At 69.6% G+C, this 20408-nt stretch carries 16 protein-coding genes; 4 read left to right on the forward strand and 12 right to left on the reverse strand.

Annotated features, from left to right (window positions below; translation table 11 throughout):
- Positions 1 to 2: 2 nt before the first annotated feature.
- The 6 genes from OIE47_RS37615 to OIE47_RS37640 all read right to left on the reverse strand — a co-directional run bounded on the left by OIE47_RS37615 (position 3) and on the right by OIE47_RS37640 (position 7366).
- The gene (locus tag OIE47_RS37615) at positions 3 to 995 is read right to left on the reverse strand and encodes an ABC transporter substrate-binding protein (protein ID WP_442792207.1); all 993 of its coding nucleotides are present in this window, start codon (positions 993 to 995) and stop codon (positions 3 to 5) included.
- 141 nt (positions 996 to 1136) lie between these two features.
- The gene (locus OIE47_RS37620) at positions 1137 to 1829 is read right to left on the reverse strand and encodes an L-ribulose-5-phosphate 4-epimerase (RefSeq protein WP_326559323.1); all 693 of its coding nucleotides are present in this window, start codon (positions 1827 to 1829) and stop codon (positions 1137 to 1139) included.
- On the reverse strand, positions 1826 to 3508 hold the full coding sequence (gene araB / locus OIE47_RS37625) for a ribulokinase (protein ID WP_326559324.1): 1683 nt from the start codon (positions 3506 to 3508) through the stop codon (positions 1826 to 1828). Before araB ends, OIE47_RS37620 begins: the two co-directional genes overlap by 4 nt.
- A gap of 818 nt (positions 3509 to 4326) precedes the next feature.
- Positions 4327 to 5328: a carbohydrate kinase family protein gene (locus OIE47_RS37630; protein WP_326559325.1), complete on the reverse strand. Its 1002-nt coding sequence runs from the start codon at positions 5326 to 5328 to the stop codon at positions 4327 to 4329.
- Positions 5325 to 6281, reverse strand: a complete 957-nt coding sequence (locus OIE47_RS37635; protein WP_326559326.1) for a glycoside hydrolase family 68 protein — start codon at positions 6279 to 6281, stop codon at positions 5325 to 5327. Before OIE47_RS37635 ends, OIE47_RS37630 begins: the two co-directional genes overlap by 4 nt.
- A gap of 41 nt (positions 6282 to 6322) precedes the next feature.
- A complete protein-coding gene (locus OIE47_RS37640) occupies positions 6323 to 7366 on the reverse strand; it encodes a LacI family DNA-binding transcriptional regulator (protein WP_326559327.1) in 1044 nt (347 codons plus the stop codon).
- 361 nt (positions 7367 to 7727) lie between these two features.
- Here OIE47_RS37640 and OIE47_RS37645 point away from each other — a divergent pair, with 361 nt between their 5' ends.
- The 4 genes from OIE47_RS37645 to OIE47_RS37660 are packed head-to-tail and all read left to right on the forward strand — an operon-like array spanning position 7728 to position 12033.
- The gene (locus OIE47_RS37645) at positions 7728 to 9089 is read left to right on the forward strand and encodes an ABC transporter substrate-binding protein (RefSeq protein WP_326559328.1); all 1362 of its coding nucleotides are present in this window, start codon (positions 7728 to 7730) and stop codon (positions 9087 to 9089) included.
- Complete coding sequence (locus OIE47_RS37650) at positions 9086 to 10051, forward strand: carbohydrate ABC transporter permease (protein WP_326559329.1); 966 nt, start codon at positions 9086 to 9088, stop codon at positions 10049 to 10051. Before OIE47_RS37645 ends, OIE47_RS37650 begins: the two co-directional genes overlap by 4 nt.
- On the forward strand, positions 10048 to 10875 hold the full coding sequence (locus OIE47_RS37655; protein ID WP_326559330.1) for a carbohydrate ABC transporter permease: 828 nt from the start codon (positions 10048 to 10050) through the stop codon (positions 10873 to 10875). The genes OIE47_RS37650 and OIE47_RS37655 overlap by 4 nt, the downstream gene beginning before the upstream one ends.
- Positions 10876 to 10878: 3 nt before the next feature.
- Positions 10879 to 12033 (forward strand): serine hydrolase domain-containing protein, encoded by a 1155-nt coding sequence (locus tag OIE47_RS37660; protein WP_326559331.1) that lies wholly within the window; start codon positions 10879 to 10881, stop codon positions 12031 to 12033.
- Positions 12034 to 12127: 94 nt separating this feature from the next.
- On the opposite strand, the gene OIE47_RS37665 is transcribed toward OIE47_RS37660, so the two are convergent.
- From OIE47_RS37665 to OIE47_RS37690, 6 genes are all read right to left on the reverse strand, one after another.
- Positions 12128 to 14509 (reverse strand): ricin-type beta-trefoil lectin domain protein, encoded by a 2382-nt coding sequence (locus OIE47_RS37665; protein WP_326559332.1) that lies wholly within the window; start codon positions 14507 to 14509, stop codon positions 12128 to 12130.
- A 157-nt stretch (positions 14510 to 14666) separates the two neighbouring features.
- On the reverse strand, positions 14667 to 15518 hold the full coding sequence (locus tag OIE47_RS37670; protein WP_326559333.1) for a sugar phosphate isomerase/epimerase family protein: 852 nt from the start codon (positions 15516 to 15518) through the stop codon (positions 14667 to 14669).
- Between the two features lie 6 nt (positions 15519 to 15524).
- A complete protein-coding gene (locus tag OIE47_RS37675; RefSeq protein WP_326559334.1) occupies positions 15525 to 16709 on the reverse strand; it encodes a substrate-binding domain-containing protein in 1185 nt (394 codons plus the stop codon).
- Between the two features lie 8 nt (positions 16710 to 16717).
- A complete protein-coding gene (locus tag OIE47_RS37680) occupies positions 16718 to 17701 on the reverse strand; it encodes an ABC transporter permease (protein ID WP_326559335.1) in 984 nt (327 codons plus the stop codon).
- Between the two features lie 2 nt (positions 17702 to 17703).
- The gene (locus tag OIE47_RS37685; protein WP_326559336.1) at positions 17704 to 18678 is read right to left on the reverse strand and encodes an ABC transporter permease; all 975 of its coding nucleotides are present in this window, start codon (positions 18676 to 18678) and stop codon (positions 17704 to 17706) included.
- On the reverse strand, positions 18675 to 20186 hold the full coding sequence (locus OIE47_RS37690) for a sugar ABC transporter ATP-binding protein (RefSeq protein WP_326559337.1): 1512 nt from the start codon (positions 20184 to 20186) through the stop codon (positions 18675 to 18677). Before OIE47_RS37690 ends, OIE47_RS37685 begins: the two co-directional genes overlap by 4 nt.
- Between the last annotated feature and the right edge of the window lie 222 nt (positions 20187 to 20408).

Genomic DNA, 20408 nt, shown 5'->3' on the forward strand with positions numbered 1-20408 from the left:
GGTCAGTACTTGCGGTTGGGCAGTGCCTCCTTGGCCTGCTCGGAGGTGAAGGTGGTCTCCTCGGTCTCGATTCGAGCCGGCACCGCCTCGCCTGCGTGGACCTTCTTCGCCAGGTCCATGAGCTGTGGGCCGAGCAGCGGGCTGCACTCGGCGATGAAGTTGAACTTGCCGTCGGCGAGGGCCTGCATGCCGTCCTTGACGGCGTCCACGGTGATGATGGTGATGTCCTTGCCGGGCACCTTGCCGGCGGCGGTGATCGCCTCCAGCGCGCCCAGCCCCATGTCGTCGTTGTGCGCGAACAGCACGTCGATCGTCGGGTTCGCCTTGAGGAACTGCTCCATCACGGCCTTACCGCCGGCCCGGGTGAACTCACCGGTCTGCGAAGCGATGACTTTCAGGTTCGGGTTGGCGGCGATTGCCTCGGCGAAGCCCTTCTTGCGGTCGTTCGCGGGCGCGGCACCGGCGCTGCCCTGCAACTCGACGATGTTCACCGGGCCCGAGGCGGTCTTCTTCTGCTCGACCAACCATTCCCCGGCGAGCCGGCCCTCCTTGACGAAGTCCGAGCCGAGAAAGGTCTTGTAGAGGGACTTGTCGGCCGAGTCGACCGAGCGGTCGGTCAGGATGACCGGGATGCCGGCGTCCTTGGCCTCCTTGAGCACGGTGTCCCACCCGGATTCCACCACCGGCGAGAAGGCGATCACGTCGACCTTCTGCTGGATGTAGTTGCGGATGGCCTTGATCTGGTTCTCCTGCTTCTGCTGCGCGTCGTCGAACTTTAGGTCGATCCCGGCGGCGGCAGCGGCGTCCTTGATCGAGGTGGTGTTCGCGGTACGCCAACCGCTCTCCGCGCCGACCTGCGAAAAGCCCATCGTGATCTTGCCGTCGTCGGTGGACCCGCCGCCGGTGTCGCTGTTGCCGCAGGCCGCCATGCTGCCGACGAGCAGCACACTGGCGACGACCGAGGCGGTACGCCATGCAGCGGAGTGCGTTCGCATCTTTCTCATCGGATCTCCTTGGGCTCGGTGTGGTGGATGCACCGCGCCTACCGCCGACGTGCGGGAAGTGGCATACGCGGCTGGTGCGTGCTGGTAACTCCGTGGTGCAGACCGGCGGGCTTTCGACCCGACCGCTGGCGGTCAGGAATCCGCCGGTGCCGCCGGTTGTTGGCCGTAGACGTTCTGGTACCGGTGGTAGAGGGCGTCGATGTCGGCCTGCGCGATCGGCACCGGCTGCCCGAGTGCGCGGGCCAGGTGCGCGGTACGGGCCACGTCCTCGCACATGACCGCCGCCTTGACCGCCGCGCGGGCGTCGGGGCCGATGGTGAACACGCCGTGGTTGCGCATCAACACCGCGGGCGAGCGGTGCCCGACGAGCGTGCCGACGATGCCCTTGCCGATGTCGTCGCCACCGATCAGGGCGAACGGGCCGACCGGGATCTCTCCACCGAACTCGTCGGCCTGCGCCGTGAGATGGCAGGGGATCGCCTCCCCGCGGGCGGCCCAGGCGGTGGCGTACGAGCTGTGCGTGTGGACGACCCCGCCGACCTCGGGCATGGCCCGGTAGACGTAGGCGTGGGCGGCGGTGTCGCTGGACGGCGCCAGATTTCCCTCGACGAGTACGCCGTCGAGGTCGCACACCACCATGGTTTCCGCGGAGAGGTCGTCGTAGCCCACTCCGCTCGGCTTGATCACCATCAGATCCCGGCCGGGGACCCGCGCGGAGACGTTGCCGGCCGTCCAGGCGACCAGGCGATATCGGGTCAGCTCGGCGTGCAGGCGGGCGACGATTTGCCGCAGCTCGCCGATCTGTCGGCGCACCTCGGCGTTCATCGGATCACCTCCAGCGCGGTCTCGGGCGTGACGGCGGCGGCATCGACCGCCTCGTTGCGGATCGCCCGGAGGCGGAGCATGACGTCGTTGCCGCCGCGTCCAAACTGGTCGTGCAGTGTCCGGTACTCGGCGTAGAGGGCGTCGTAGGCACGCACCCGCTCGGGATCGGGTCGGTAGACGGCCTCGTGCACCCGGCCCATCGCCTGCGACGCCTCGTGGATCGACGGGTATTCACCGGCGGCGACGGCGGCATGGATCGCCGATCCCAGCGCGGGACCCTGTGCGGAGCCGATGATGTTCAGTGGCCGGTTGGTGACGTCGGCGTAGATCTGCATCAACAGGGCGTTGGAGGTCAGACCGCCGGCGATCACCAGGTCGTCCACCGCCACTCCGGACGCCACGAACGCCTCGATGATCATCCGTGTGCCGTACGCCGTGGACTCCAGCAGCGCCCGGTAGATGTCCTGCGGCCGGGTGGCCAGGGTCATCCCGACGATCATCCCGCTCAGGTCGTGGTTGACCAACAGCGAGCGGTTGCCGTTCCACCAGTCCAGCGCGATCAGGCCGTGCGCACCGACCGCCTGGCTCGCGGCCAGTTCGCTGAGACGTTCGTGCGAAGCGACGCCGGCCGGGGCCGCGTGCTCGACGAACCAGCCGAAGATGTCGCCCACCCCGCTCTGCCCGGCCTCGTACCCCCACGCCCCCGGGCTGATGCCGCCGTCGACGACGCCACACATCCCGGCGACCTCCGCGAGGTGTGCGCCGTTGACCACGTGACAGGTGGAGGTGCCCATGATCGCAACCATCCGACCGGGCTTCACCGCCTGCGCGGACGCCGCGGTGACGTGCGCGTCGACGTTGCCGACAGCCACCGCGATCCCCTCCGGCAGACCGGTCCACGCTGCGGCCCGGGCGGTGAGCCCGCCGGCTCGGGCGCCGAGGGGTGACAACGGACCGTCCAGCTTGCTCACGAAGTCGCCGAAGTCCGGGTTGAGCGCGGTCAGGAAGTCCCGGGAGGGATGGCGACCGTCCTGCAGGATGCCCTTGTAACCTGCCGTGCAGGCGTTCCGGGTTTCGGCGCCGCCGAGCTGCCAGACAATCCAGTCGGCCGCTTCGACGAAGCGCTCGGCCCGGTGATAGACCTCGGGGTCCTCTTCCAGCATTTGCAGGCCCTTGGCGAACTGCCACTCGGCTGAGATTTTGCCGCCGTACCGGCCGATCCACGGCTCCGCACGCTCGTGTGCCAACGCGTTGATTCGGTCGGCGTGCGGTTGCGCGGCGTGGTGCTTCCACAGCTTGACCCAGGAGTGTGGACGGTCGCGCAGCTCGGGATCCTCGCAGAGTGGAGTGCCGTCGGCGAAGGTCGGGAGCACGGTGCAGGCGGTGAAGTCGATGCCGATCCCGACCACCGCCGAGGGATCCACCTTCGCGGCGGACACCGCCGCCGGAACCGCGTACCGCAGCACGTCGCGGTAGTCCTCGGGATTCTGGAGAGCCCAGTCCGGAGGAAGCGGTCGGCCTGCCGGAAGCGCCGTGCTGATGACCCCGTCGCCGTACTGGTGCACCGCGGTCCCCAACTCGACACCGTCACCGACCCGAACCACGAGAGCTCGTCCGGACAGGGTGCCGAAGTCGACACCGACGACGTAGCGGTCGCCAGCTCCGTCCACACGGTTCATGTTCACCTCCACCGTTGACGGGGATAGTGTTAACGCTCACATCCAAACTCGTCAAGACATCTGTACGCAACGGCTCCGTAACGGAGCCGAACAGTCGCCCCGACTCGGGCGCAGCGACATCGCGACGGCGCAAAGGATCCGTTCCGTCCCCTTTCCGAGGGACCGGGTCGACCGCCGCGCAGACCGGCGCCGCGAATGCGCGTTCGCCGGGCAGGGTGGCTCACACCGAGCGACAGCACCGCCGAGGAGACACGCCGCGCAGTCCGCCGACCCCGGCTGTCCAATCACGACCATCTGTCGGCAGTCCGCGATGTCAGCGATAACATCGGCGAAGCCAGCTATTCATCGCGGTCGAATCGATCGACCCGCCAGTGCGGCACCTCGCGCGATGCCAGGTTCGCGATTGGAGGACACCACGGATCGCCGGCCGCCGCGACCGTCCTCGTTTCAGGTACGCAGGGATTCATTTCCCCCGCGCCACTCAACCGGCCCAGGACCGACGGCTCCTCCCGCCGCCGAACGCTCGCAGCAGCCGACACCAGGGCCTTCCGGTCGGAACGGAGTCCTCCGTGCGCCACGGCCGGCACCGCGCACCCCATCTGCCGCGACGATCGACACCCGATCCGGCTCATTTCCGCACGACCGAATCGACCGCTCCGCAGGGCTGATGCCGACCTGGATCGAACGCACCACCGGGAGCGGCACACCAATGCGCAATTTGATTGTTATCGATAACATCCGCGTTTCCCGACCCGCGTCGTCGGCGCCCCTACGGTTCCGCGCGACACACGGATAAGGGCGGCCTCCAGGGACGGAAGTTACCGGTACGTCCCGTCCGGGGCCCGCCCCGAGGAGTCGGTCGGAGGGCCGGGCAGTTCGTCCCGGTGCGGCGGGTCGGCTCCCGGGCGGGCACAGGTGGCGGCGGCCACCGCGACGGCGTACCGCAGGGCGGCGCCGATCTCGTCGTCCGACCAGGCGGGCCCTGCGCCGGACCGGGAGAGTACGGCGAGCAACCCGGCGGTGAACGCGTCGCCGGCACCGATGGTGTCGACCACCTCGACGGCGGGGGCCGCCTGCCGGAGCAGCCGGTTGCCCGAGCGGGCGACGGCGCCACGCGGGCCGAGGGTCACGACGCCGAGTGTCACGCCCCGGTCGTGCCAGTGATCGAGGACCTGCTCCTGCGATCGCCCCGGGTAGAGCCAGCCGATGTCCTCCTCGCTGGCCTTGACGACGTGGGCATGGCGCACCAGCTCGTCGACCCGGGTGTGGGCCTCGGCGGGGGTGCCGAGCAGGCCGGGCCGGACATTCGGGTCGAGGCTGACGATCATGCCGTTGTCCCGCGCGGCACGCAGGGCGGCGCCGACCCGGTCCGCGCCGGGCGGCAGGAACACCGCCAGCGAGCCGGCGTGCACGATGCCCCGCCGGGCGAGTGCGACGTCCAGCTCGCCCGGCCGCCAGGCCCAGTCCGCCGTGCCTTCGACGTAGAAGTCGTACCCGGCGTTGCCGTCGGCGCCCAGGGAGACGATCGCGAGCGTCGCCGGCTCCTCGGCGTCGACGGCGTACCGGAGGTCGACGCCGTTGGCCGCCGCGTGCCCGCGCAGCCGGCGGCCGAGGGCCGTGGTCGAGAACCGGGCGAGCAACCGGGTCGGCACACCCAGTCGGGCCAGGCCGACGGCCACGTTCAGGGGGCTGCCGCCCGGATGTGCGGCGTACCGGCCGTCGGGCTCCGGTACGAGGTCGACGACCGCCTCGCCCAAGACGGTGACCGGTGTCGGGTCCGGGCTGACGGATCCGTCCCCCTGCTCCCGTGCTGTCCTCATGGCCGGTGGCCGACGGTGGCCCGCACGGTGTCGGCGTCCGGGCCCGTCCACGGGGGTCGGAACGGGACGGGGTCGGTGATTTCGCCGACGAACGTGCCGTCGACGTGGTCGAGGAACCCGATGAGCGCCCAGCCCCGGTCCCCGTCGGGGACCAGGCGGGGTGCGTAGAGGTGCGGGTGCGCGACCGGCCGCGCGCGGGATACGTCCCAGGGGCCGCGCACGCTCGGTGCGTCCACCACCCAGATTCGCTGGTCGCCGAGGCGGGGGTCCGCCACGGCGTTGGTGCAGAAGAGCAGGACGGGTTGGCCGTCGACAACGGCGACCTGGGGCACTTCGAGGTGGCCGAATCCGGCGGGCGTGGACAGCGGCGGCCGGGCGGTCCAGGTGACCAGGTCCGGGGAGGTCGCGTGGCCGACGACGCCGCGCTCGGACGCCAGTCCCTGGTTGGCGCGGGCGGTGACGAGCATGTGCCAGCCGTCCCCGGAGGGGTCGGCGAACACCCACGGGTCACGCCATGCCTGCTCGTACCACATGTCCCGGTCGAGCAGCTCGTACCAGGTCGGGTCGGCTTCGACGACGGGTTCGGTGCCGTGCCGGTGCCAGGTGGTCAGGTCGTCGGAGACCGCCCGACCGATCCGCTGGACCAGCCCGTCCTCGGCGCGGCTGACTCCGGTGTAGAACATGTGCCACCGGCCGTCCGGGCCGCGGACGGTACACCCCGTCCAGGTGGCCAGATCGTCCCAGCCCGGTGAGTCGGCCGGCACGAGCGCGTCGGCGACCAGGGTCCAGTCGCGTAGGTCGGTGGAGACGGCGTGCCCGATCGTGGCCCGCTGGTGGCGGCGGTTCGGGTCGTGCAGGGCGCGGGAGGCGCGCAGGAAGAAGACATGCCACCGGCCGTCGTCGTCCTGGACGTACCAGCTGTCCCACACCCAGTGGTCCGGCAATCGCAACATGCCGGCAACCTACCAGTGAATCGGTTTAGCTAGCACATCCCCTACCTCGGTGAGTGGGTTGTGCCGGCCGGCGCGGCGGTGGACCTGCGTCGACGCAGCGGCATGGGAACGTACGACGGCCCGGCCGCGCCGCCGTCGAGCACGAGTTCCACGGCACGGCGCCCCATCCGCTCGTGCGGCAGGGCGGCGCTGGTCAGGCTGGGACGGAGCCAGGCGGCGATGGGATCGTCATCGAAGGAGATCACGGAGATGTCGTCGGGGACGGTCAGCCCGGCCTCGTTGAGCGCCTGGTAGGCACCGAAGGCCAGGCGGTCGTTCATGCAGATGACCGCGGTCGGGCGTGGTGACCTGGATAGGAGGGTGCACATGGCGGCGTACCCGTGTTCGGGTAGCCACTCCACGCAGTGACACTCGGCGAACAGGGTGACGTCGGCGGCGGAGAGGGTTTTGCGGATACCGCGCAGGCGGGCCCGCGCGGCGATGGAGACCTCGGGGTCGTCCTCCTTGAGCCGGTTGCGGCCGATCAGCGCGATGCGGTCGCGATGGCCGTGTGCGAGGAGGGTCTCGGTGACCGTCACGGCGGCCTTCTCGTCGTCGGGCAGCACGCAGGGCAGGTCGTCCGAGCTGGTGGCGTTGAGCAGCACCACCGGGCCGCCGAGGATGGCGGGGGGCACCGTGAGCCGACGGGTCGCCATCGCCGCGTAGACCACGCCGTCGACCTGGCGATCGAGCATCGCCTCGATGGCGTACCGCTCGAACGCCGCGTCGCCCTGGGTCTCCGTGATGAGCAGTACGTGGTCGCGTTCCCGGGCGGCGTCCAGCGCGCCGCGGATCAGGTCGCCGGCGAACCTGGTGGTGGCGACGATGTCGGAGACGAACGCGATGGTCGCGGTCTTGCGGGTGCGCAGACTGCGCGCCGCCGTGTTGGGTCGGTACCCGAGCTCCTCGGCTGCGGCGAAGACGCGCTGGTGGGCCTCTGCGGAGAGCCGGGTGCCCTCGCGCCCGTTGAGCACCATCGAGGCGGCGGTCTTGGACAGGCCGGCCAGTCGTGCGACATCGGCCAGGGTCGCCCTGTTGCTGCCCATGACTCCTCCGAATCCGCGGTGCGTCACATGCGCCACCACATCTCATTCATCATCCGCGAGTCGCCGTGTCCGGCGCAGCCGGGACGGGCGACGGGCGCGCTCGGCCGTGTGGCCGAGCCGTTTCCAGGTCGTTACAGATCTCATCCTTGACAGGGTTCATGGGCCACGCGCATGCTCTGCTAAATCATTTTAGCGACGTCGTTCAGTGTTACGGAAGGGAAACAGCCCCCTTTCCCGTGATCGTGTCGGCCGACGTGGTCGCGGCCCCCGGGCCCCGGCCGCGCGACCGGGGCGAGGCGGTCGGGGCTGTGCCGCCCGACCGTCGGCGGCGTGACGCGGCATGAATCAAGGAGTGGTTGACGTGCCGGATTTTTCGACCAGGTTCTCGCGACGCCGGCTGGCACTGCTGGTGCCGGCCCTCACCGCCGGCCTGGTGATGACCGCCTGTAGCGCACCAGGATCGGACCAGCCGTCGTCGGCCGGGTCCGACGCCCCGGTCAGCACCGAACTCGGCACCGGGCCGATCACCCTGGAGCTGTACGCGGAGACCGGCTTCCCGCTGGTCAAGGCGCTGGCGGACGAGTTCACCAAGCAGCACCCGAACGTGAAGTTCAACATCCGCGAGGACCAGTTCACCGTGATCACCGAGAACGCACCCCGCGTGCTGGCCTCGGACAACGCGCCCGACATCATCCGGCTACCCACCATGGTCGACCTGGTCAAGGACGACCTGCTGAAGAACCTCGACCCTTACGTGACCGCCTACGGCTGGGACAAGTTCCCGGCCTCGCAACTCGTCCAACTACGGCTCGCCGACGGGGGCGCCGTACGGGGCTCGGGCTCGCTGTACGGGCTCGGCCTGGGCTACAGCGTGACCGGGGTGTTCTACAACAAAACCCTGGCCACGCAGGTGGGCATGGCCAAGCCCCCGACCACCATCGCCGAGTTCGAGGAACTGCTGGCCAAGGCGAAGGCCGCCAACGTGCAGCCGATCATGCAGTTCAACAAGAACACCGCCGGCATCAACTTCCCGCACCAGGCGCTGCAGAACCAGTTCGGGGACCCCACCCAGGTGGCCGACTGGATCTTTCAGAAGCCGGGCGCGACGTTCGACACCCCCGCCGCGCTGAAGGCCACCCAGACCATCCAGCGGTGGGCGCAGGCGGACTACTTCCCGAAGGACGCGAACGCCCTGGACTACGCGTCCATGGTCGGCGAGTTCCAGAAGGGCAACGGCCTGTTCATGTTCAACGGTGACTGGGAGTCCGGCAACCTCGACAAGAACATGGCCGGCAACGTGGGCTTCTTCCTGTTCCCCGGCGAGGCCGCCGGCAGCAAGCACGTGGCGATGTCGGCGCCGAACACGTTCGGCGTCGGCGCCCGGGCGAAGAACCCGGACGCTGCCGCGTTCTTCCTCAACTGGACGCACACCGACCCCAAGGCCCGGGAGATCTCGGTGACGGTCGGCGGCTCGCACCCCGGTGGCCCGTCCGACCTGCCGCTCCCGACCATCGCCGAGGGCACCGTGTTGTCCGAGACGCTCAAGGCGTCGCAGCAACTCGGCGCCGAGAACGGCGCGGTCGACTTCACCGCGAACGCGACCGGTGGGATCTTCGCCGCCGCGATCACCCCGGAGATGCAGAAGCTCGTCGCCGGGCAGCAGACCCCCGAGGGGTACGTGAAGGCGGTCCAGGCCGAGTACGAGAAGGAACTGTCCCGATGACCTCTGCCGTCGGCAGCACTCCCTCCGGCGCCCCGACCCGGGCCGGCGGCGAGGATCGGCAGGCACCCGTACGGCCTCACCGGAAGCGGTGGGGCCGTACGGCCGGCTGGCTCGGCTGGCTCTGGGTCCTGCCGGCCCTGATCATGTACGGGTTCTTCGTCCTGCGTCCGCTCGTCACCACGGTGCAGTACTCGCTGTACCGCTGGAACGGCATCGGTCAGGCCGAGTGGGTCGGCCTGCACAACTACCTGACCGTGGTCACCGACAGCGACCTCCTGAAGATCATCTCGAACGCGTTCATCCTGATCATCTTCTTCAGCTTCGTCCCGGTCTGCCTGGGGCTGCTGGTCGCCAGCCTCGTCCGCCGGCTCAGCGCCGGCCCCTTCGGCACCGTCGTGCGCACCGTGCTGTTCCTGCCGCAGGTGATCCCGCTGGTCGCGGCCGGCATCGCGTGGACCTGGCTGCTGTCCACCGACGGCCTGGTCAACCAGATCCTGCGGGCCGTCGGCCTGGGCGGGATCACCCGCGCCTGGCTCGGCGAGTTCGACACGGCGCTGCCCTCGGTGGGCGTGATCGGTACCTGGGTCATGCTCGGCCTGTGCACGATCCTGCTCGTCACGGGCATGAGCAAGATCGACCCGGCGCTGTACGAAGCGGCCCGCATCGACGGCGCCGGACCCGTACGGGAGTTCTTCGCCGTCACCCTGCCGAGCCTGCGCCAGGAGATCGGGGTCTGCCTCACCGTGACCATCATCGCCGCCCTCGCCAGTTTCGACATCGTCTACATCTCCACCAGCGGTGGGCCCGGCATCCAGACCACGGTGCCCGGTCTGGAGATCTACCGGCTCGCCTTCTCCCAGCGGCAGGTCGGACTCGCCTCGGCGCTGGCGGTGGTGCTCATGGTGCTGGTGCTGGCGTGCGTGCTGCCGATCCAGCGGCTGACCCGGGAGGACAAGGCATGAACCTCACCAGCCGCGGCGAACGCCTGACCGGACGGATCTTCCTGATCGCGCTCGTCGTCGTCACGCTCCTGCCGTTCCTGAGCATGCTGTCCGCGGCGTTGCAGCCGCGCGGCACCGTCCCCACCGGACTGGCCTGGCCGTCCGACCCGCAGTGGGGCAACTTCGGCGCCGCGTTCACCGCCGCCAACATGGGTGTGTTGTTGCAGTCCAGCCTGCTGATCGTGGTCGGGGTCGTGCCGATCGGCGTGGTCATCGCGACCATGGCCGGGTTCGGACTGGGTCACCTGCGGGTGCCCGGCGGTCCGATCGCCTTCGGTCTGCTCCTGCTCGGGCTGACCCTGCCACTCGAAGCCGTGGTCACCCCGCTGTATTACCAGATGCGCGACCTCGGCCTGCTCAACACCCGCTGGGCGATCATCCTGCCGCTGATCGGCCTGTACATGCCGTTCTCGGTGTTCTGGATGCGGGCACACTTCACCACCGTGCCGAAGGAACTCTCCGAGGCGGCGCGCGTCGACGGCAGCAACACCTGGCAGTTGTTCTGGCGCATCCACGTGCCGCTCGCCCGACCGGCCATCGCGTCGCTGACCATCCTGCTGTTCCTGTGGACCTGGAACCAGTTCCTGCTCGCCATCGTGCTCGTCGACGACGCCACGAAACGCACGATGGCCGGCGCGCTCGGCGCTTTCCAGGGCCAGTGGGGGACCGACCTGGTGCTGCTGTGCGCCGGGTCCCTGCTGATCCTCACCCCCACGCTCATCGTGTTCCTGATCTTCCAACGCCAGTTCATCAAGGCCCTGATCCAGGGGTCGCTGAAGGGATAGTGCGTGACCACGCATCCATCGATCCGGGGGGATGCCGACGAGGGCTTCGGCCGGGTCGTCGACATCTTCCGGGACAACTTCTCGTCGCGCGACGAGGTCGGCGCCGCCGTGGCCCTCTACGTCCGGGGCCGCAAGGTCGTCGACCTGTACGGAGGGCTCGCCGATCCCCGGTCGGGACGCCCCTGGGAGGCTGACACCCCGGCGGTCGTCTTCTCCTGCACCAAGGGGATCCTGGCCATCTGCGCGTACCTGCTGGTCCAGCAGGGCCGCCTCGACCTGGACGCGCCGGTAACCCGGTACTGGCCCGAGTTCGGTCAGCACGGCAAGGCGGCCATCCCGGTGCGCTGGCTGCTCACCCACCAGGCCGGCCTGCCAGCCCTGGACCGGCCCCTCACCCGCGAGGACGTGGTCGGCTGGAAGCCGGTGATCGAGGCGATCGAGGCGCAGACGCCACTGTGGGCGCCCGGCACCGCGCACAGCTACCACGCGATGACCTACGGTTGGCTGATCGGCGAGGTGATCCACCGGATCACCGGTCAGCTGCCCGGCGCGTTCTTCCGCGACGTACTCGCCGCGCCGCTCGGCCTGCGTACCTGGATCGGTCTTCCCGACGAGGAGCGCGACTCGGTGGCCTGGATGCTGGCGCCGCCGGCCGGCTCCTCGGTGCCCATGCACCCGGTCGCCGAGAGCGGACTCACCATGGGCGGCGCCTTCGCCTTCCCCGCCGACAACGACGGTCTGGTCAGCTTCAACGACCCGGTGATCCAGGCCGCCGGGATACCCGGAGCCGGTGCCGTCAGCACCGCCGAGAGCCTCGCCCGTCTCTACGCCGCCACGGTGTCCCCGGTCGGCACCGAACGCCTGCTCACCAGGGCTTCGGTCTACGACGCGACCCTCCCCCGGGTCGCCGGCCAGCAGCGGTACGGGCCGGCCGACACCGGCCAGCGGTGGGGAACCGGCTTCCTCCTGGACTCCCCGCCGGCGCGCCCCCTGCTCGGCGCGCTCAGCTTCGGCCACGACGGTGCGGGCGGCCACCTGGCCTTCGGCGACGACGCCTACCAGGTGGGCTTCGCGTACGTCGTCAACCAGATGGGCGGTGTCGACGACGACCGGGGCGACCGGCTCACGGCCGCCGTGCGAGCCTGCCTCGGGGCCTGACCCGCCCCGGAGGCCCACGGATGTCGACCCTCCGAACGAGGGCGATCGGGCGCCCGTACCTCCCGCGGCGCAGGGCGGTACGGGCGCCCGCCACTCAACTGCGCAGCCGCCACTGCTGGTTCGTGCCACCGTTGCAGGACCAGAGGACGAGCTTCGTACCGTTTGCCGTCGCGGCACCGGTCGCATCCAGGCAGAGGCCCGACTGCTCGCCCGTGATCGTGCCGTTGGCGTTGATGTTCCACTGCTGGTTGGCCTGGCCGTTACAGTCCCAGATCACCACCGTGGTGCCGTTGGTGGTGCCCTGGCCGGAGGCGTCCAGGCACTTGGTGCCGTAGACCATGAGCTGCCGACCGGCGGTCTGGGTCCAGCGCTGGTTGGTACCACTGGTGCAGTCCCAGAGCTGGGCCTGGGTGCCGTTGGTCGTGCTGGACCCGCCAATCTCGGCACAGCGGCCCGACTGGCCCCCCACGATCTGCACGTTCTGCGGGTTGGTGCCGCCGTTCTGGACACCGGCCGCGGTGATCACCGCCTGGGCGCCCGACGGCCAGTTGCCGTTGGTGACCGTGATGTTGCCGGAAACGACGTTGCCGCGATCGCCGTTGGTCACGTTGGTGCTGCCGTTGGTCGACCAGTTGTTGGTGACGGTGAAGTTGCCCATGTTCTCCGCGTACCAGTAATTGGCGGTGGCCCAGGTACCGGTGGAGGAGAGAACGTTGTTGCGGGCGCCGTAGTAGCGGGAGCCCTCGTCGAAGTAGAGCCCGAACCAGCCGTTGGTCCGCAGACAGTAGTTCTCGTCGATGGCCCCGTTCGGGTTCGCCGAAAGGGTGTAGATGCACCCTCCGTCGGTCATCTGCTGCATGACGTCGTGCACGTAGTTGCCGATGACCCGGTTGTTGGACGCGGTGGTGGGTGTCGTGTAGCGCGGCTGGTAGTTGTACAGGCCCCGATTGGCGTAGTGCTGACTGCCGCCGGCGTCGTTGGCGCCCCAGCCGTACCCGACCGAGAGGCCGGTGTACGGCATGTTGTAGACCTCGTTGTGGGAGATGGTGGCGGTGTTGACGTAGGTGGTCAGGATCGACACGACGCCCCGGTACTCCAGGCCGAGGTCGTGGACCCGGTTGTTGCTGATGGTGATGTCCCGGTTGACCATCCGCTGGTCACCGGGGTGATGCGCGTCGGCTCGTACGCCGCCGACCACGATGCCGCCGGCCGAGTTGCGGGCGATCTCGGAGCGGGTGACCGTGATGTTGCTGGCGCCCAGGCCGACGCCGCTGGCGTGGGCGTTGGCGTCGTTGCCGATGCCGATCGCCGTCTGCCCGAGGTTGACGAACTGGGAGTCGCTGAAGGTGATGGTGTTGGCGGCGGAGACCTGCACGGCGGCGGGCATCTGGTACCAGTTCGGCCGGGTGGCCTCGAACTGGGGGCAGCCGGCCTGGCAGGAGGTCAGGGCGTCGGACGGGCGGGCCCAGGTGCCGATGATGTGGGCGCCGGTCTGCTGGTCGGCGAAGCCCTGGTTGCTGCTGGGCCCGAGCCAACTGGTGCCGGTGAAGGTGATGCCGCGCAACGAGATGTGGTGCGCGGGCGCGTCGTAGGTGCCGCCGACGTTGACCAGGGACTGCAACTGCGGCAGTTCCACGTTGACGGTGGCCATGTTCTGCCCGGCGAGCGGGATGTAGTTGAGCGCGCCGGTGCCGGGGTTGAGATACCACTCCCCCGGCGAGTCGAGGAACTCGTACGCGTTGGTCAGGTAGAACGGGCCCGCCCGGTGCGGGCTGGACAGGGTGTCGAAGCCGAAGGTGTTGTTGTTCCAGGCGGGCTGCTGCATCGTGAGGAAGTTGCCGCTGATGCTCTGCACCGGCGAGTACCGGTCGGTGAACGAGCCCACGCTCTCGACCTCGACCCGGTTCTGGTTGCCGAGGTTGTTGAGGTAGTTCAGTGCGCTGTTGCTGAATCGCATGCCGGTCGTGGTGAAGGTGAAGTCGGCCCGGTTGACGGCGGTACGCGCCCGGGTGGCGACGGCGCCGTTGACGTAGAGCTGGCGGGTGTCGAGCCCGGCTCCCACGTTGGCCCGCCAGATGTTTTTCCCGGAGTCGACGAGCGACCAACCGGTGACCGCCCGCGCGCCGCTGATCGTCGGACGGGCCGAGGCGGCCGCTTGCCAGATCACCTGGTAGCCGTTGTTGCCGGAGTCTGCCGCCGTCAGTCGCAGCGGCGTCGTGAGCCGGTACACCCCGTCGGCCAGTTCCACGACGATGTCACCGGACATCGTGCTGTTGCGCGCCCGTACCGCAGCCTGTGCGGCGGTGAGCGAACACGGCTGGGAGGCGGAGCAACCGGTGCCGGTGCCGGAGGGGGACGCATAGAGGGTGGTGGTGGCGGCCAGAGCCGGGGACGCCGAGGCGGTCACGGCGACCAGGGCGGTCATCGCCGTGGCGGCGGCGCCGGCCAGCAGCCGGCGGACAAGGGGTAGGGACACGGGACGGTCTCCTGACCTGGGAGGGGTGGTGGTGGAACCGCCTCAACGCGGCGGGGCTCGGTGACGCGGTGATCGCGTTAGCGCTAACAACATGGACCAGCGGACCGCCGCTCCCGCGCAGCGACCCACCGCGGACGGTTTCCTGCACGGCCACCGGTCATCTCATGGCCTTCCGCAGGTGGTGCAGGCCGTCCAGGGCGAGACGGTCCTGCGATACGGCCAGCGGACGCCAGATCGACGCGGCGGTGGCGATGGTCTCGTTCTCCGCCGTGAACGACTCGATGCAGACCGCACCCTGATAACCGGTGGCTCGCAGGGTGTCGAAGAATCGGGGCCAGTCGAAGTGGTCCCGCCCGGGGGCGCCCCGGTCGGTCCCGCTGACCTGGACGTGCTTGATGTGCCGTCCGGCGACGGCGAGTGCCTCGTAGGGATCGGCCTCCTCGATGTTCATGTGATACGTATCGATCATGATGCCGACGTTCGGGGGCAGACCGTCGATCAGTTCGATCGTCTGCTCGATGGTGTTGACGACGCTCGTCTCGTAGCGGTTCAGCGCCTCGACACCGATGCTCACGCCGCACTCGCCGGCCTGCTCGGCCACCGGCGCCAAGGCCCGCCGGAAGTCCGCGTAGCAGGCGGCGCGTGCGGTCGCCGACATCCGCCAGGTGCGGCCGACCGCGGCGTACACGGGACCGCCGACGCACGGTGCGCCAACGGCCGCCGCGCTCGCCACGCAACCCATCAGGTACGCCACGGTCGACTCCACGACGGCCGGCGCCGCGTCCACCAGGTCCCGACCGGGCGGGGTGACCGCGCAGACGCCGGCCGCGACGAGGCCGTACGCCGCCAACAGGTCCCGGGTGCGGACCGGGTCCCAGTCGCCGGGCTGCTCGATCGGCAGTTCGACCGCGTCGAAGCCGAACGAGGCGATCCGTGGGATCAGCTCGGCGAGAGCCTCGTCGTCGACCGGCGAGGTCCACACCCAGGGGTTGACGCCGACGGCGTACACCGGAACCTACTTCCAGCGCTGCGGGTAGCCGGGCAGGTCGGTGCAGCCGCACATGGCGTAGTGCAGCGGCGGCATGCTCGGATCGAGGTACCGGTCCAGGTTGTCTTCGGTGATGGTCGGCTGGGGCAGCTTCCACGGACTGGACACCTCGGAGCCCTCGAGGATGCGCAGTGCGGCGATGATCGGGGTGCGCCACTGGTAGGTCGGGTAGGTCGGGGCTATCGCGGTGAGTTTCTGGTCCTTCCACATCTTCAGGAAGTCGAGCTGGTCCTCGCCGTTGATCGGCGGCACGGGCTTGCCCGCGTCCTGGAACGCCTCGACGGCAGCGACGGCGACCGCCCCCGCGTCCATCCAGACGCCGTCGATCGTGCCGTACCGCTGGATGTAGTCGTTGACGATCTTCTTGGTCTTGGCCGGGTCCCCGTCGGTGAACTCGACCCCGACGACGTCGACCTTCGCCTTGTCGAAGGCCACCTTCGCCGCGGACCAGCGGGTCTCCAGGACGTCGACACCGGGCAGGATCCGCAGGGCGAGCACCTTGCCACCGGGCTTCATCCGCTGGCTGACGAACTCGGCTCCGACGTGACCGAAGCCGTAGCCTCCGATCGGGTTGATGAACGTCACCGGGCACTTCGTGTTGACACCACGGTCGAACACGACAACCGGCAGGCCCGCCTGGCAGGCCGCCTCGACGGCCGGGGTGAGCGTGGCGGTGGTGTTCGGCGAGACGATGAGTGCGTCGCAACTCTTGCCGAGCAGGTCGTTGATGTCCGCGATCTGCTTCTGGTCCTTGCCTTCGGCGTCGACGTGCACGAACTCCTTGATGCGGCTGCGCTGCGCCTCGACCTCGGCCTGCATGGTCTTGAATCCGACCTGTCGCCAGGGATTGTTGAGCGCGGCGTTGGAGAAGCAGATCTTGTACGGGCCGTTCTTCTTGAACTTCCCGGTGTCCACCATCGTGGGGTTGAGCACCTGTTCCCACGGCTTGTCGGCCGGCCCGGTCGGGGCGGCGTCCAGCAGCGAGAGCTCGGCTTGGTGGTCGGCCTCCACGAAGAACTTCGACTGGTCCCCGGTGCCCGACCCGGCGGCGGAGGCGCTGCCCGAGGGGCCCGCGGTCGGCTCGTCGGTGGCACAGCCGGCGAGGGACAGCAGAGTGACGGCCGCCAGCGCCGCCATGGAACGTCGTACCATGATTCCCCTTATCTCAACGAAGATCGTGTTGCTGAGACCGCCACGGCGAGCAGGATGATCGCGCCCTGGACGGTCGACCTGAGGGCGCCGGAGACGCCGTAGAAATTCATGAGGGTGAACAGGAGTTCGAGGGTCAGCGCACCGAGCATCGCTCCGACGACCGAGCCGCGCCCCCCGCCCAGCGCGACGCCGCCGAGGACGACGGCGGTGATCGCACCGAACTCCAGGCCGGCGCCGGCCTGGAACGACACGCCGCTGTAGCCACCCAGCAGGATCGCCGCCACCGCCGCCGCGACTCCGCTGAGGACGAAGGCGATCGTCCGGGTACGCCAGACGCGTACCCCGCTCAGCTCGGCGGTGCGCGGGTTGTCGCCCACCGCGACCAGCGTCCGGCCGAAGTCGGAACGCATCAGCAGCGCCGCCAGCGCCGCGAGGACCACCAGGACAACCAGGGCGTACGGGAGACGTCCGAGCACCGGGACGTCCTCGATCGAGCGCCGGCCGAACTGACGGAACTCCTCGGAGAAGCCGCCCTTCGGTGCGCCGTCGGACCAGAGGTAGACCGCGCCGACGAGGATCAGGAACATGCCGAGGGTGGTGATGAACGACGGCACCCGCAGTCGCGTCGTGATCAGGCCGTTGACCAGCCCGACGAGCGCGCCGCCGACGAGCAGCACCAGCACCACCGGCCACGTCCGCGACGGATCGCCGTCGATCAGCCGGGCGGCGACGACAACCTGGGCGGTGACCAGGGAACCGACCGAGAGGTCGAACTCGCCGGAGACGATCACGAAGTACTGGCCGGCGGCGAGCAGGATGACCGGCGCGCAACGGCCGAGGAAGGACATCAGCGACGGTGGGGCGAAGAAGTCGGGCTGCCGGACGGCGAGCAGGACCAGCAGCACCGCGAGAATCGCGAGGATCGGCAGGACGCCGCCGGGGCGTACCCGCAGGAGTCGCAGCGGCAGCGGACGGCGTTGGGCGATCTGCATGGCTATGACGCCGCCTTTCGTGAGGCCCGGCGGGCGTAGACGGCGACCGCGGCGATGATGATGGCGCCCCTGACCACCTGTTTGAAGAAGGCGTCCACCTCAAGCTGGTTGAAGATGGCGTCGATACTGGCGAGCAGCAGAACTCCGCCGACGGTGCCGATGACGCCGCCGCGCCCGCCGGCGAGGGCGGTCCCGCCGAGCACCACCGCGGCGATCGACTCCAGGTCGTAGAGGCCCTCGGTGCCCACCCGGGGTGCCCCCGAGCCGAGCCGGCTGGCGAGGTAGATGCCGGCCAGCCCGGCGCAGAGCGAGCAGAGCACGTGGGCGGTGACGAGAACGCGGTCGTTGCGGACGCCGGAGAGCCGAGCGACCTCCTGGTCGCCGCCGACGGCGACCAGGTGGTGGCCGAACCGGGTCCGTGAGAGCGCGAACCACGCTGCCCCGGTGACGACGAGCAGCAACAGGAAGGACAGCGGCACCGGTCCGACGCGCTGGTAGCCGAGGGTCTGCACGAGTGTGGGTGAGGTGGTGCCGGCCGGACCGTCGTAGCCGCTGTCGAGGTATCCCTTGAGCAGCAGGCCGACGCCGAGGGTCGCGATGAAGGCGTTTATCCGCACCTTGGTGACGAGCAGGCCGTTGAGCAGGCCGATGCCGGCGCTGAGGGTGAGTGCCAGGCCGATCGCCGGCAGCATCGCTCCGTCGCTGCCGTTCATGGTCTCGGCCGCGACGAGGGTGCTCAGGCTGATCACGTACGCCACGGAGAGGTCGAGCGAGCCACCGAGGATGACCAGGGTCTGGCCGACGGCGACGAGCCCCAGCCCGGCGGCGACATGCAGCAGACTCACCGTCGTCGACTGGTTGAACAGTTGACCGCCATCGATCAGGACGACCAGCCACCCGATCGCGAGAGTGAGGGTCAGGGCCACGAACACGCCCGGTACGGGGCGTCGGGCCGGCAGGAGCGACAGGACGCTCACGCGGCCGCCTCCCGTACGGTCCCGACCGCCAGGGCGACGACGTCCTCCTCGGTCGCACCGGCGGGCAGCTCGCCCGCGATGCGGCCGTCGCGCATGACGACGATCCTGTCGCTCATCCCCAGCAGCTCCGGCAGGTCGGACGAGATCATCAGAATGGCCGCGCCATCGTGGGCGAGGCGGCGGACGAGGTCGTGGATGGCCGACTTCGCGCCCACGTCGATGCCCCGGGTCGGCTCGTCGAACAGCAGGATCAGCGGGTTGATCGCGAGCCATCGGGCCAGCACGACCTTCTGCTGGTTGCCGCCGGACAGGAAGCGGATCTCCTGGTCGTCGCCGGCGGCGCGGACCTCCACCGCGGCGAGCAGTTCACGGACCCGAACGGTCCGGGCGGCGCGGCCGGACCGAGCCGCGAAGACGGCCCGGCTGGCGAGCAGCGCGTTGTCGAGCACCGACTGTCGGGCGACGATGCCTTCGCCCTTGCGGTCCTCGGTGACGTAGGCGACGCCGGCCAGCATGGCGGCGCGCGGCGAGCGCAGCCGGACCGGCTTGCCGCCGAGCGTGATCCCGCCGGTCGTGAACGGGGATACGCCGAAGAGCGCACGGGCCAGCGCTGATCGCCCGGAGCCCTGGAGGCCGCCGACGCCCAGCACCTCCCCCGCGCGCAGGTCCAGGTCCACGCCGCGCAACTTCCCGTTTCCCCCGCCGCGGACGGTGAGTCGGACCTGACCGAGGTCGTCGGGGCTGGCCCGGTCCGGGTAGTAACTGGACAGCTCCCGGCCGACCATGTGCCGCACCAGCTCGTCGGCGTTGGTGTCCGGGGTGTGCAAGGTGGTCACCCGGCGACCGTCCTTCAGGACCGTGATCCGGCCGGACAGGTCGAAGACCTCGGTGAGCCGGTGTGAGACGTACAGCAGGCCGATGTCGCGCTCCTGGAGCCGGCGTACCAGCCGGTAGAGCAGTTCGACCTCGTGGTCGGCCAGCGCCGCGGTCGGTTCGTCCATGATGAGCAGCCGCGCGTCGAGGGCGAGTGCCTTGGCGATCTCGACCACCTGCTGCTGCGCGACACCGAGGCGCCCCACACGGGCGTCGGCCGGCAACGCGGTCTCGCCGATCGAGGCAAGCAGCGCAGTGGTGCGGCTGAGCATCTCCCGGCGGTCGACCAGGCCACGCCGTACCGGCTCGTGCCCAAGGTAGACGTTCTCCGCGACGGTGCGCTCCGGCAGGAGGTTGAACTCCTGGTGGATGATGCCGATGCCGGCCCGCTGCGCGTCGCGTGGGCCCCGGAACGCGCGCGGAACGCCCGCGAACTCGACGGTGCCCTCGTCCGGGACGTACCCGCCCGAGACGATCTTCATGAGGGTGGACTTCCCCGCGCCGTTCTCACCGACGACGGCGTGGACCTCGCCCGGCGCGACCTCCAGGTCGACACCGTCGAGGACGCGTACCCCGAGGAAGGACTTGCCGATGCCGCGCAGGGCGAGCAGCGGCGCCGGCCGTGGATCTGACATCCCGAGAACCCTCACAGAAAGTAGTCACCGACGAGATCCGCGCACCGCCCTGAAGCCGTTCGGGGCGCTGGACGACGAGCTTCCGCAGATCGCCACAGAGGCTTACGTGCTCGTGTTGCAAACATTGCCTTGACATGGCCGAAACATCACACGTATGAAGATAGATGTTTGGATGCGGGTCCGCAATCCTCGACTCGAGCCGATCACCAGGCCCGTCACCGG

Source organism: Micromonospora sp. NBC_01796, from assembly GCF_035917455.1.
Classification (GTDB): Bacteria; Actinomycetota; Actinomycetes; order Mycobacteriales; family Micromonosporaceae; genus Micromonospora_G.